Annotated in this window: 8 protein-coding genes, 1 pseudogene and 1 riboswitch; of the genes and pseudogenes, 3 read left to right on the top strand and 6 right to left on the bottom strand. The window is 36.2% G+C overall.

What is annotated here, in order from left to right:
• Nucleotides 1–182 (bottom strand): annotated as a pseudogene (locus P4V41_RS20375) (amino acid permease); the annotation flags it as partial.
• A gap of 238 nt (nt 183–420) precedes the next feature.
• Here P4V41_RS20375 and gltP point away from each other — a divergent pair.
• Nucleotides 421–1,674 carry a glutamate/aspartate:proton symporter GltP gene (gene gltP / locus P4V41_RS20370; protein WP_328086990.1) on the top strand — a complete coding sequence of 418 codons (1,254 nt, stop codon included), beginning with the start codon at nt 421–423 and terminating at the stop codon, nt 1,672–1,674.
• Between the two features lie 57 nt (nt 1,675–1,731).
• On the opposite strand, the gene P4V41_RS20365 is transcribed toward gltP, so the two are convergent.
• Together P4V41_RS20365 and modA are read right to left on the bottom strand one after the other, a co-directional pair.
• Complete coding sequence (locus tag P4V41_RS20365; protein WP_328086989.1) at nt 1,732–3,558, bottom strand: APC family permease; 1,827 nt, start codon at nt 3,556–3,558, stop codon at nt 1,732–1,734.
• Between the two features lie 125 nt (nt 3,559–3,683).
• A riboswitch (cyclic di-AMP (ydaO/yuaA leader) is annotated at nt 3,684–3,827 on the bottom strand.
• A 227-nt stretch (nt 3,828–4,054) separates the two neighbouring features.
• Nucleotides 4,055–4,864 (bottom strand): molybdate ABC transporter substrate-binding protein, encoded by an 810-nt coding sequence (gene modA / locus P4V41_RS20360; protein WP_328086988.1) that lies wholly within the window; start codon nt 4,862–4,864, stop codon nt 4,055–4,057.
• A 154-nt stretch (nt 4,865–5,018) separates the two neighbouring features.
• On the opposite strand from modA, the gene P4V41_RS20355 reads away from it, so the two are divergent.
• Complete coding sequence (locus P4V41_RS20355; RefSeq protein WP_328086987.1) at nt 5,019–5,948, top strand: helix-turn-helix transcriptional regulator; 930 nt, start codon at nt 5,019–5,021, stop codon at nt 5,946–5,948.
• Between the two features lie 411 nt (nt 5,949–6,359).
• Here P4V41_RS20355 and P4V41_RS20350 read toward each other — a convergent pair whose 3' ends face one another.
• The 3 genes from P4V41_RS20350 to P4V41_RS20340 all read right to left on the bottom strand — a co-directional run bounded on the left by P4V41_RS20350 (nt 6,360) and on the right by P4V41_RS20340 (nt 11,172).
• Nucleotides 6,360–7,634 (bottom strand): aminopeptidase, encoded by a 1,275-nt coding sequence (locus tag P4V41_RS20350; protein ID WP_328086986.1) that lies wholly within the window; start codon nt 7,632–7,634, stop codon nt 6,360–6,362.
• 208 nt (nt 7,635–7,842) lie between these two features.
• On the bottom strand, nt 7,843–10,008 hold the full coding sequence (locus tag P4V41_RS20345) for a S9 family peptidase (protein ID WP_328086985.1): 2,166 nt from the start codon (nt 10,006–10,008) through the stop codon (nt 7,843–7,845).
• A 759-nt stretch (nt 10,009–10,767) separates the two neighbouring features.
• Nucleotides 10,768–11,172, bottom strand: a complete 405-nt coding sequence (locus P4V41_RS20340; protein WP_328086983.1) for a DinB family protein — start codon at nt 11,170–11,172, stop codon at nt 10,768–10,770.
• Nucleotides 11,173–11,759: 587 nt separating this feature from the next.
• On the opposite strand from P4V41_RS20340, the gene P4V41_RS20335 reads away from it, so the two are divergent.
• Nucleotides 11,760–13,571, top strand: coding sequence for a helix-turn-helix domain-containing protein (locus P4V41_RS20335; RefSeq protein ID WP_328086982.1), 1,812 nt, complete (start codon nt 11,760–11,762; stop codon nt 13,569–13,571).
• The last annotated feature ends 174 nt before the right edge of the window (nt 13,572–13,745 follow it).

Here is a 13,745-nt window from a genome sequence, read left to right as displayed (position 1 = left end):
ATAAAAGATAGGATTAGAGCCGGACCAGCATATTTTGCAGCTGCGACCCCAGTTAATACAAAGACCCCCGTTCCAATTATTGCCCCTACTCCTAACATCGTAAGGTCAACTGCACCCAGTACACGGTTTAACGATTGGTCCGTACTCGTGTTCGTTACTAATTTTTTTCTGAGTAATTTCATAGTTCCTCCGTAGATTATAAATCAAAGTCGATTAATTCATTTTGTTATTTTACAAGCCTGTTAAGTTTTTGTAAAGATTAAAATTATCTAATATTTCTAATAAATGACACATTTATTCAGTAAAGTACTTTTTCCAAGTTAACCCTTTGACAATTCCTGCTATACATCGGTATTATATTGTTCATGTGATTAATTGAATTCATAAAAAATTTTAAAGAAGGTGAATAAATTGAATAAAATAAGAATTAGTCTTGCCTGGCAGATCCTTATCGGACTAGCATTCGGTATTCTCATAGGGGCGTTGTTCTATGGAAACGAAACTGTACAAGGATACTTACAGCCAATCGGTGATATCTTTATCCGATTGATCAAGATGATCGTTGTACCGATCGTTGTTTCGAGTCTTATCGTTGGTGTTGCGAGCGTCGGTGACATTAAACAACTTGGCCGCCTTGGTGGTAAAACCATTCTTTACTTTGAAATTGTAACAACGTTAGCAATCGTAATTGGCTTATTTATCGCGAACCTATTCCAACCTGGAGCAGGTGTGGATATGAAATCATTACAAAAAGGTGATATTTCGAGCTATATGGAAACGACTGAATCTGTTGAAAGTCATGGCTTTGCAGATACTTTCCTAAACATCGTTCCAACGAACCTTTTTGAATCACTAGCTCAAGGAGATATGTTGGCCATCATCTTCTTCTCTGTATTGTTCGGACTTGGAATTGCAGCGATTGGAGAAAAAGGTAAACCGGTATTAGCCTTTTTCCAAGGAACAGCTGACGCCATGTTCTACATCACGAATCAAATCATGAAACTTGCTCCATTTGGTGTTTTTGCATTAATTGGGGTTACCGTTTCAAAATTCGGAGTTGAATCTCTTATACCCCTTAGTAAACTCGTACTCGTCGTTTATGGGGCAATGTTCTTCTTCGTAATTGTTGTATTAGGTGCTGTAGCAGCGATGGTTAAAGTGAACATATTCACGTTGATTAAAATTTTGAAAGACGAATTAATTCTCGCTTATTCAACAGCTAGTTCAGAGACCGTATTACCAAAACTCATGGAAAAGATGGAGAAGTTCGGCTGTCCAAAAGCCATTACTTCTTTCGTCATTCCTACTGGTTACTCATTTAACCTAGATGGATCCACTCTTTATCAAGCAATTGCCGCTTTATTTATTGCACAAATGTACGGTATAGAGCTTTCCATCGCAGAACAGATTTCGTTATTGCTCGTATTGATGGTAACGTCAAAAGGGATTGCAGGCGTACCTGGTGTATCCTTCGTCGTCCTGTTAGCCACTCTTGGTTCTGTAGGTATTCCTCTTGAGGGATTAGCTTTTATTGCTGGTATTGATCGTATTCTCGACATGGCACGTACGGCGGTAAACGTAGTAGGAAACTCGTTAGCTGCTGTTGTTATGTCTAAATGGGAAGGAAAATTCAACACAATGAAAGCTGAGCAATACCAACAAGAAGTAAGTTAAAAATTCGTATAAAAAAACCGTGTCAGCAATTTAAGCTGTCACGGTTTTTTGTGTATCTTATTTTTTTAAATGATAGGGTACAGTAGAGATGACGATATCTCTCTTATATAACAAGTAAGCTCGAATGAGTAAGCTAGATTGATTATGAAGAATGTTATGCCACCCTTTTTTGGGTATAAATTGTGGAATAACTACTGTGACTTGATAATCGCCTTCTTTAGCCTTATTAGCAACTGTATCTACAAACTTTGTAAGCGGCCCAAGAAGGCTTCTGTAGTGAGAATGTAGGGTGACTAGTCTAATGTCAGGCTGCCATTTTTCCCACTTCTCTTCAAACTTTTTCTCATCCTCTCTTTCAAATGCTACATATACGGCAATAATCTGATCAGGGTTTAAAGATTTTGCGTATTTTAATGAGTTCTCCACCACATGTGTCATCCCTGCAACCGGTAAGATCATAACATTCCCTTTAATATCAGGAGAGACTTCACATGTTGTTAACCTCAATTGATCTCCAACAGCATCGTAATGCTTCTTTATTCGGTGGAAGATAAATACGATGATAGGTAGAAAAACAAGAATCGACCAAACTTGTGAGAACTTTGTTAAGAAGAACATGATTGTGACAATAAAGCTTATCAGCGCCCCAGTTGTATTTATTATAAACTTTGACATCCAACCGACCGGTTTTTCCCTTAGCCATTTCACCATCATTCCTGATTGTGAAAGTGTAAATGGAACGAAAACTCCGACGGCATACAGAGGAATTAGATGTTCGGTCTCTGCATGAAAAGTAACAATTAAAAGAATTGATGCAAGTCCGAGAATGATAATACCATTTGAGTAACCTAACCGATCACCTCTTACTAAGAACATCCTCGGAATAAACTTATCTTTTGCTAAGTTAACTGCTAACAAAGGAAATGCTGAATAACCAGTGTTTGCAGCAAGAATCAAGATTAACGCTGTTGTTCCTTGGATAAAGAAGTACATAAAATTGCGTCCAAACGTTTCTTCAGCTATCTGAGAAACAACTGTAACTTCGGCTTTAGGTACAATCCCATAGAAATACGCTAACGTAACAATTCCTGAGAACAGAATCGCTAATAGCGCTCCCATCATCATTAATGTACGAGCTGCGTTAACAGGTGCTGGTTCTTTAAAGTTTGGAATTGCGTTTGAGATGGCTTCAACTCCAGTTAATGCTGAACTTCCTGATGCAAAAGCCCTTAGCAAAATGAACAAAGAGATACCAGCAACCGGTGTACCGATTGGTGTATGAAGGCTCTGAGATACGTCTCCAGTTAAAATCTTATAAACTCCTACTGCGATCAAAATGAATAAAGCCAATACAAAGAGATAAACAGGATAAGCCAAAACGGATGCAGATTCTGTTACACCCCTTAAGTTTAATAATGTAAGAAGAATAACAAATACGATTGCGATCTCAACGTTAAAATCGTGTAAAGAAGGGAATGCCGATGTTATAGCATCGGTACCTGCAGACACACTAACAGCTACAGTTAATATGTAATCTACAAGCAAAGAGCCCCCTGCAATCAACCCAGGATTTACACCTAAGTTAGTCTTCGATACAACATACGCTCCTCCTCCATGAGGGTAGGAGTAGATAATTTGTCTGTACGATAAAATAAGCGCTGTTAATAGAAACAAAACGCCAACTGCGATAGGAATAGAGTACCAGAAAGCAGCCGCACCAACAGTAATAAGTACGATTAAAATCTGTTCGGGCCCATATGCAACTGATGATAGTGCATCAGATGAAAGAATTGCTAAAGCTTTGGTTTTGTTAATTTTTTGTTCGCCTAGATCAGCCGATTTTAAAGGACGACCAATCAATAAACGCTTGATTGATGTAAACATCATTTTCTCTCCGTCCATATTGTAATTACTTTTTTTCCACAAAAGGAATTCCCAACAAAAAAAGTCCGCAAGTCATCACAAAACTGACCTGCGAACCCCTATATTTTAGGTTTCACAAGCTCCACCTTCCTTCTCATAAACGCTTACGGAGTTAGCTGTCGGATTCGGGCCTTTGAGTAGCCCTACCTAAAAAAAGGATTCACCCCTGGACTATGTTCTTGCAGTCCGTATGGTTCCCCCGCATCATTTGATTTAAGCGATTTAGAAATTTGAAACTTTCCTAATAATACTCCCCTGATTTAAAAAAGTAAATAAGAATTGCCTTTGTATACATCTTCTAGGAATACACATGTCATATTATTACAACTACTACTCTTGGTAAGTTCCAAAGCCTTTGCGTTAGTGTAGATCTCCTTCAGAGAAATGCACCCTTCGTGAAATCTATAATAACCATTCTACAAGTTTATTGAAGACTAATAATCCATTATCTCTACGATTAATCGATGCCGTTGAAACCAAACTTTTTAAAAGTATTCAGAGTTTCTTCTTTTTGAAGATACATATAAAACTGTTCTGCCTCTTTAATATGGGAACTTTCTTTAATGACTCCCACTGGATAAATAATTGGTGCATGTGTATCTTCGCTTGCAGTTGCAACTACATCTACTTTTGGAGAAATTAAAGCATCTGTTTTATAAACAATTCCTGCATCTACATTATCCGTCTCTACATATGTAAGAACCTGACGAACATCTTTAGCATAAACAATCTTTTTTTCTACATCATCCCAGAGATTCAAATTTTTTAATGTTTCCTTAGCATAGTTCCCTGCCGGAACAGTCTCAGGCGTTCCAATCGATAATTTTTCGACTTTATTTAAGTCTTGGAACCCTTTGATCTCGCCTTCAGAATCTTTCGGAATAACCAATACCAAGTCATTGCCAACTAAATCGATTCCTTTATTTTCTTCAATCATTCCTTCTTGAACCAGTTGATCGAACTTATCTTCAGCGGCTGAGAAAAAAAGGTCAACAGGTGCTCCCTTAGAGATTTGATGTTGTAATGCACCAGAAGCTCCAAAATTATAAATAATTTCAACATGAGGATGTTCTTTCTCAAACTTTTTCGCAACTTCAGTTAGCGCATCTTGCAAACTAGCAGCTGCCGAAACAGTCAATTCAACCTTCTTTACATTAGATGCCTTTTCTTCATGTTCTGATTTTTTCTTGAGTTCGTTTTGCGAGCACCCCGAACTAATTGTCACTAGTAAGAGCATTAAGAAAAGTAATACATAAAATTTTTTCATTCCCTTTCTCCCTTTCAATTAGATATATTCATTTATAACTAATTATAACTAGATATAACTATTAATAATATAAAAATAAATTAATCTTTAACTTTGAAAGGAGAATTATACATTTAAACAACTAGTACGTTAAAATAAAGAGGGAGGGGTGCACATGCAAAAAGAGCTTTCCTATACGATTGAAGAAGTTTCACAATTACTAAAGGTATCAAAATTAACTCTTTATGACCTAGTTAAAAAAGGAGAACTACCTGCTTTTCGTGTTGGAAGACAGATGAGGATAGACGGAAAAGACCTTGATGACTATATCAAGAACAAAAAAACTTACAAAAAAACAAAGAACCAACATCCTGATGAAGGAATTAATAAGAAAAATAGTAATACTCATAACATCGTTATTAGTGGACAAGATCTGGTACTAGATATCTTAGGAAAATACATCGAGAAGAGTTTCTCCTATAAGTCATTACGCTCTTATTCCGGAAGTCTAGATAATCTTTTTTCAATGTACAATGGTGAAACTGATATTAGTAGTGTGCATATGTTTGATGGAGATAGTGGAGAATATAACCTTCCCTACATAAAAAAAATATTAGTGGGTTATTCCTATATATTAATAAATCTTCTTTCTAGAAGAGCTGGACTATATGTCCAGAAAGGAAATCCTCATTCCATAAAAAGTTGGACTGATTTAAATCAGGGACATATAAAAATTGTTAATAGAGAAAGAGGTTCTGGAGCCCGAATTCTTCTTGATGAACAACTTAGACTTAATAAAATCTCAAGTAAAGATATACAAGGATATAATTACGAAGAGACTAATCATCTAAGTGTAGCTTCAGCAGTATCAGCTGGTCTAGCTGATGTTGGTGTCGGAAGTGAAAAAGCAGCAAAAACAGTGGGAATTGATTTTATACCTTTAATTTTAGAGCGTTATGACCTTGTTATCTTAAAAACTCCGAATACAGAAAACCTGATCACAATCGTAAAAGAAATTTTATCTTCTAAACAATTTCAGTTAGAAGTTAACTCGCTTGGTGATTACGATACATCACAGACAGGAAAAATAATTTATGAAACTTAACACCCTCATGTAAAAAAGCACGCAAGCAGCGTGCTTTTTACTCTTATTCTATTAAACACTTGTTTAAATTTAGAAATACTTCCGATGCACCATCTTTCCATCAAGCGTGAAAAGTATGGGTTTCTGTTCAATCTTAGTTTCCATTAGGACTGTGCATCCAACCTTAGTAACCGATTGAAGAATATTAGTCCTTGTGACTTTTAACGGCTTATGCAATGGGTTATATGCCTTTTACCTAACGTGTTCTCTTTTGGAGGAGAAAATTGTAATTCGCAAGCCTTTTAGCGTATTAAATAGCACTATAATTGGATATGTAATTGACATTAAAAAAGACCAGGTTTTTGTCTGGACTTTTTCATATAGCATTATTCAATTAAAGCACCCAGTTTACGTAATAACTATTTTTTTTCCTCAGTTTGAACTCATCAACTGATTATAAGCAACGAATTTTTCAGACCAATCTCCTTCGCGGAACAAGGGAAAGATTGATCCATCTGCAAGCTGGGCATCTATATTTAGTGCAGATGAACCGATCATAAAATCGATATGAATCAGACTTTTGTTAGCCCCATTAAGTTCGAGGTCTTGATGCGACATACTTGCTCCTCCCGCTAGATTATCTGGAAAGGACTGTCCTAATGCTAAATGACAAGAAGCATTTTCATCAAATAAAGTATTATAGAACGTAAGATTCATATTAGAAATTAGAGAATGATGAGGCACTAGAGCTACCTCGCCTAGAAAACGCGCTCCTTCATCTGTATGTAGAATTGAATTTAGTACTTCTTTTCCTTTTTCAGCGGTAAGTTGGACGACTTTCCCTTCTTTAAACGTAAGTGAAAAATCCTCAATTATACTCCCATTGAAGTTAAGAGGTCTTGTACTAGGAACGATTCCATTTATGCCTTCCTTCTTAGGAATCGTAAACACTTCCTCAGTAGGCATATTGGACACAAATGGAATTTTCCTTCTATTCAATCTAGATCCATAAAGCCATTGATGTTTCCCAGGCAGTTCGATCGTTAAATCAGTACCAGGTCCTTGATAAACTAGTTTTTGAATAGAAAGTGCATTTAATTGTTCAGTTGTTTTCTTTAACGAATTCAAATGATTTTTCCAATTGGTAATCGGGTCTATACTATCTATTCTGGCTGCTTGAAAAATAATGTCCCATAGTTTTGCTTTTCCTTCATCCTCAGGAAGTTCTGGAAAACATTTAGTACTCCAAGAGTCAGATGGAACATTAACAATAACCCAACTAATCTTATTCAAATGAGTATGTTCTAAATATGGTCTTCTGATTGCAGAGCGCTCATTCGCATACCTAGTGATACGTTCAACTGATACATCAGTTAATAGCTCTGGATTTGGTGCTTGGATGAATAACACAGCTGCATTTTCATTCGCGTATTTTTCAAGACCATTTGCTTTCCATTCTGGATAATACCCTAAAGATGTATATGGTGCTTGTTTATGATTGATCAACGTCAACTCATCATCTGACCATTCATGATGGACGTACGATGCCCCAAGTTTATAGGCACAGCTGGTTACTGTCCGCACAAAAGGTGCAGATAGAATAGGTGCCTCAATTATAAGTTTTTGTCCAAGTTGCAAGTTCAACCCGATGCGAAGAACAGTTTCTGCATACTTTTCAATTTTTTGATTTAACATAGAGTCTGACAATTTGTAGCCTCCCTTTTTAATTTGTTTCATGTTTGAATGCTGCATTCTTACTACACATGGTTGTTTGATAAAAATAATTTATCCTTCTCCTATAATTATTTTATGTAGTCTTAACTTCAATAAAAAATGCACTTCTCCTTGTTTGAAGAAATGCACCCGATTGTTGAATAAGGATATTATTCCATATATTAGAATTATATTCAGCAATTTACAGGTGTTTATTGAACCAATCTAATACCCTATCATAATAGTCTTTCAAGTTTTCCTCTTTCCAAGTACCCTGCCAGTGTCCTTCATCATATAGGGTTAATTCCGCAGTCTTACCAAGTCTTTTTAGAGATGTAAATATGGATCCTGCCTCATCAGAACATGAATGGTCTTGTGTGCCTTGAACAATTAATACTGGAACTTGAATTTTTGGGAAATCAAACAATGGAGAATTTCTAATGTAACGCTCTTTATCTTCCCATAAAGTTGTTGCCAAATTAGCTTGTCCATCTTCAACCCATCCATAATTAAAATTAGGAGGATTAAAATTCGTATAAAAACTTATTAAGTTCCCTATACCAGATGATATTACAGCAGCCTTAAATCGTTGAATTCTTGTAATTGCAACAAGTGCAGAGTATCCACCAAAAGAGTGCCCGATGATCCCAATTCTCTCGGGGTCAATCTCTGGATGCTCTACAAGTTCATTTAACGCATTTTCAATCGCAATACTAATTTCTTCAGCTGGTTCGTTGCCTCTCGACAAAGGTAGGTCTGGTAAAAATACAGCATAATCTCTTGTTGAAAATAAATGGTGATTATCTGCCGCGGATAAACTTAGCCCGAAGAATCTGACATTATTTGATTGCATAGATCCCCCATATACACGCATTATAACAGGTACTTTACCTTTTCTATTTTTAGGCATTAAGAGTGCTCCTCTTAATTTCCGATTACCATGTTTCCAAGAGATAAGTTGAGATATACCTAACTCATTTGTATTTATTTCATTTAACGCAGATTCAACTATAATCGTTTTAGAACCCACATCGAGTACCTTAAGGGTAGGTGGTTCATTAGATGATTGAGAGAAAAATGGAATAATTTCGTGGACTTGATTTTTCTGATATGTCGAACCTCCTTCAAACCAAGGAAAATGTGATTTCGGTTCCTCAAATATCTTTTCACTTTCACCTGTTTCATAATTAATTTTATAGAATCCATAAATAGCGTTAAACTTTTCTTCTGTTTGTACGATTACATATTCTTCAGTTTGATTCGTAATAGGAAATACAGATACAATGTCTCTACCTTCAAGAGTAAAAACTTTACCTTTAATGACTTTAGATGGTGAATGCGTAAACAACCTTCCATTCACAATCATTATAATTTCACCATTTTTTAATGGGATTGGTCCGTCAAATTCTCTCCCCATATGTATTCCTTCAGGATTAAATTCGAGTTTTGCTGAATCTGGCAATCGAGTACTTACTGACCACAAACCACCTTCTGATAACGGACCATTAGTAGTATAATAAATCGTTTCATTATCTAACCCCCAAGAAAAGCTCCATCCATAATCCATCCTAATCTTTCTTTCGATTTTAGTTAGATTTGTAATACTATTTTCCTCAAGAGTGGAAACCCATAATTCAAAAACATTCTGTTGGGTATTTAATCCTTCTTCCCCCATACAATTTGTAAAAGCAAGATACTTACCATCATTTGAAATCGCCATTCCAACTGGTCTGAATCCCTTACAAAGTGTTCTATATTTTCCTGTTGAAATATTAACAATTGTTAAATCAGCCCTGTAACGGTTCACCCAAGATGTATGATTATCATTACCCTCATTTTTTGGAATTGAGTTTGTTGTAAAAGTTCGTGGTTTTGAATTAGAACTTTTGGAAATCGAATCTTTAAAAGATACTGATGCACTGAAATCTGTATCATCAATCTTTTCAGTGGGCATCGATTTAACAATGATATGAAGAACATCATTTGTCCAAATGGGCTTTTCATACCCAAAGAAAGGGCGGACAATGATTTCTGACCCAAGTTCCAAAGAACCATTAGAAGGTGTCCACAACCAGAGCTGAGCTTTACTGTTAATGTCAGCAAAGAAAGCAAGCGTTTCACTTTCAGGGGACCAAACACCGCCCCAACTACTTTTAGCTTGTTTGGCAATTGGAAAAGATTCTCCAGTTTCAAGATTACATACCCATTGAGTATTACCTTCTACAACTTGAGAAACACCCACCGAATTACTTTTTAAATTTCCGCCTATACAGAATGCCAACCACTTACCATTAGGAGATATGGACATTTGCACTCCATTCGCAGGCTCTTTTATATTTAGAACATCATTCACTGATAAAGGACTCATACTTTTCCACCTAATTTAAATTTTAATTTCTTGATTAAATGTATTACAAAAAAATATTCATTTACATCCCATCCCATTTTCTCAAAACCCATAAGCGTACTTTTTCCATAAATTATATAGCTGAGAATTGAATACCTCCAATTTTTTATGATATCGATCTTCTTTAAGTTGGTGACCTGATAAAATCATCATCACTATTAACCATAAAAACATTTCTATAATTCATAGCCTTCTGGTTAGGAAACGCTATTTCTAAATTCATTTCGATAAGCAAAGAAAAACCCTTATTCCACAATCCTGCACTTTTGTTTAATAATTTCCATAAAAAAAGGCGTTAATCCTTCTTGGATCAACGCACAAGTTCGTGGAAAAGCTTAATTAAAATCATAACTTATTTTAGTCTCTTCTATATTCCTTTACTTTTAAAATAACTAAGATAACCATACAAACAGCAATTGTACCTAAAAACAAGTTTATTGCACTCAATGAAATTTCAAGTTGTTTATGAATGCTCTCGATTGACTGTATCTATTCCTTGACCCATCGTCCAACCTCCAAAAGTAAAAATTAACCATGAAGTGTCCGTTTCAAATTCTTTATTAATTCAATAAAAAAAGTACTTCTCCTTCTTGAAGAAATGCACTCTATAATGGAATAACTAAATGCTAATAAATTTTTAAAAGCTACGTGTCGCTGCCCAAGCTCCCTGCATTTTACTAAGAAATACAATTTGCCCAATATGATTGGCGTCGTGCATCGCTAAACTCTCAATTCAATCATTAATGGATTGTCTTCAGGGATTTCTCTATACAAATCTACTAGTTCTGATGTTGCAAGTATTTTTTCAAGTTCACGATGAACATTAAAGTATTCTTGTTTTGTATTCTGCCAATTTTGAGACGTTTCAGTTGGTAATCGATATGTAGCGTCATTATTTTCTGCCTGTGGTTCATTCGCTGTTTCACCAAGAAATCGTAACAGAATTCTTTTTTCAAAGAAAAGCAAATGACAAACTAATTCCCAAATGGAATGTGCCCCTTCAACTGGTTTCCAAATTGCCTGTTCCAAAGTGATATCCTTTAGCACTTTTTCAAGTGGTGGAAACCAGTCCTCCTGATCTAAGTAGCTTGCCCATTGCTGTAACAAAAGTACCCTTATATTCATTTTCTATCTCCTCCAATTCTTTTGCGGTCTGTTGTTCTGGCATAACAGACAATTTCAAGATGAACTATCTAATCACCTTCCATCCCTAACAATATGGCCCAAGTTTGAGAAATAAAAGACCATAAAAAGAGCTCACTTCTAGGTGAGCCTCATCACATTTACTTAGAAATTATAGGACTTGTTTTGATATTAATGATCAATTATCTGTTTCTAAAATCCTTCAAATTAACGTTAGTAAGTATTTTATTTATTCATTGAAATAAGTCTAAATAGTTGCCATTACACTTAGCTGCTCTTAAAAGAGATCCTTGAACAAATACTATGTAGAATGGTGCACAAAACCGTTACTTTGTATACAAGTTCCGCTGAAGTGGTGCACGAATGGTGCATTTTTATATTAAAACCTTTGGTATGGTGCATTTTTGGTACACAGGTTCCGCTCAACTCATGTAATTCTGGTGCATTTTATTGTTGAAAATCCTTTTTTGGTGCATAATTGACCCTTTCATGCTCAAAATGACTGGTATAATGTTTGTAGTGGTGCATTTTTTACATAACTATTATTAAAATTAGAGAGGGTGTTTGTTATGAATTATGAAAACATACCTGATCGTTTGATATTAAACTATAAACTATTAAAAGCAGTTATCTATGAAGAAACAAAAATACTTTATGAAGACCGTCCTCATGTACTAGAGCACTGGCAACAAGATGCATACCAGATGACAGATAGCGAGACTCGTCAGCAAGCTCCTTGTGAGAAGATGCGGCCAAGTTTTCGCGCTCTATACTTTCTATATACAGAAACTCTTTATTCTGGTGAACATATCACGAAGCACATGATTCGCGACGCGGTCGATCGCTATAAAGATACGATCAAGCTCTTACTAGCTGGCCACCTGATGCAGGAGTTTCCAAACATTGAGATCAAACGCAGTGTGAACGAAGAAAAGATCGAAGAAGCACTCGACCGAGAGTATATCTACTCTAGCATGGATATCGATTTCCACCTCATGCGTGACATCGTTACAAAGAAGAAAGAATACAAAGAAGGTGACACAGGTTACTTGGGTACAGAAATCGTAGACAACAAGGGGCAGGTTCGTGGCATGGCAGAGTTAAGACCCAATGATACAGGTGTCAGGGAGCTAGCCTCTGACCAACAAGAAATCTGGCTGGAGTTGATTGAATCTACTCTTAGCTCGTTAGATGAGATGACAGCGGACCTCTTCGACCTCATCACCTACCTTTGGATGGTCACACCTAAAGATAGCGATGGATACATAGAATTTCACAGCAGCGACGCTCTTCGTCTTCGTAACCTCCGTAAACGTAGTTCAAACGGACGAGAGCTGGATTATCGCGAGGAAGATCGCTTTAACATCATGAAACGTGTTGCTGCCCTCTCTTCGATCTGGGTATCGCTCGGTGACCAAAAAGTAAAAGTGATCAACGCTGAAGAAATGCAAGATAACGAGCTTTATAAGTTTAAAGATTTCCAGAGAATGTTTGAGATCGGTAAGATACGTGTGGCTTACGATAAGAAGACGGGTGAAGCACGAGGAATTTATGCGGTTCAAGTAAAACCGACTTCAATTCTTACACCTTATCTAGAAGGACCGAACCGGTCTATCGGTCTTCTTGATCTGAAGATCTTTCAATACAGTCACTATACCCAGCGTGAACAGAAACGATTAGCACGCTACTTAAATCTTCAATGGAAGATTCGTACGATGAGAAGATCACTAAACCAACCGTTTAAAGTATCAACCATCTTAAAAGTGCTAGATATCTCAACGAGGTACAACGGTGTACAGATTCGAGACAAGTTTGAGAACGTACTTGATGAGCTACAAAAAGATGATGTGATCAAAACGTGGCATTATACAGAAGAGATCGACGAAGAGATGGTCGGTAAAAAGGGATGGTTCAAAAACTATTGGTCTGAGATAAAAGTAGTCATCCTCCCTCATGATGCACTTGTTAAAGAGAACAGAAAAAACTTGATTTCATCTGATCATGATGCAGATGAACAGATTATTGCTCGTATGCAGAAGCTTACACAAGATAACTTACTAGTTTCGAAGGTGGAAGAAACTCCCCTACCGTGGAAACTTCATTCTGAAACGGCTTCAACGATTGATGTAACACCGATCAAGGTTGAAGTTGAAGATGAACCGGAACAACAAGTATTTGATTTCTCTGCAGAGATCAAATTGACACCAACATCGATTAAAGAGATGATTGATTCGCTAGGTATGAGTATCCGTCAGTCCGCGAGTGAAATCGGTATTGCACACACTACCCTCTCTCGTTACATCAAACGAGAGAACAAACGACAGAATAAAAACAACGAAGTAAAGATGTTGAATTGGCTAAAAGAAAAGGTTGCAAAGTAAAAGAACACTTACCTTAGTTGGTAAGTGTTCTTTTTTATATAAAACATATGTTGTATATATTGTATGTTTTAACATATACGACATTATATAACTTAATGTTAGAGATAAACATGCCAGCAAAATTATTGATAATAAACATATAGTGTTTTTACTATTATTTTCAACCAGGTGTAC

This window comes from Fictibacillus nanhaiensis (genome assembly GCF_036213205.1).
GTDB classification, from domain to species: Bacteria; Bacillota; Bacilli; order Bacillales; family Fictibacillaceae; genus Fictibacillus; species Fictibacillus nanhaiensis_E.
Note: the sequence above shows the minus strand (reverse complement) of the source record. Positions and strands in the feature narration are given on the sequence as shown.

Excerpts from the sequence above, each read along its gene's own strand:
- modA (WP_328086988.1), bottom strand. The coding sequence starts at position 4,864 with ATGAAAAAATTTTATGTATTACTTTTCTTAATGCTCTTACTAGTGACA.
- P4V41_RS20340 (WP_328086983.1), bottom strand. The coding sequence starts at position 11,172 with ATGAATATAAGGGTACTTTTGTTACAGCAATGGGCAAGCTACTTAGAT.
- P4V41_RS20355 (WP_328086987.1), top strand. The coding sequence starts at position 5,019 with ATGCAAAAAGAGCTTTCCTATACGATTGAAGAAGTTTCACAATTACTA.
- P4V41_RS20345 (WP_328086985.1), bottom strand. The coding sequence starts at position 10,008 with ATGAGTCCTTTATCAGTGAATGATGTTCTAAATATAAAAGAGCCTGCG.
- P4V41_RS20365 (WP_328086989.1), bottom strand. The coding sequence starts at position 3,558 with ATGTTTACATCAATCAAGCGTTTATTGATTGGTCGTCCTTTAAAATCG.
- P4V41_RS20335 (WP_328086982.1), top strand. The coding sequence starts at position 11,760 with ATGAATTATGAAAACATACCTGATCGTTTGATATTAAACTATAAACTA.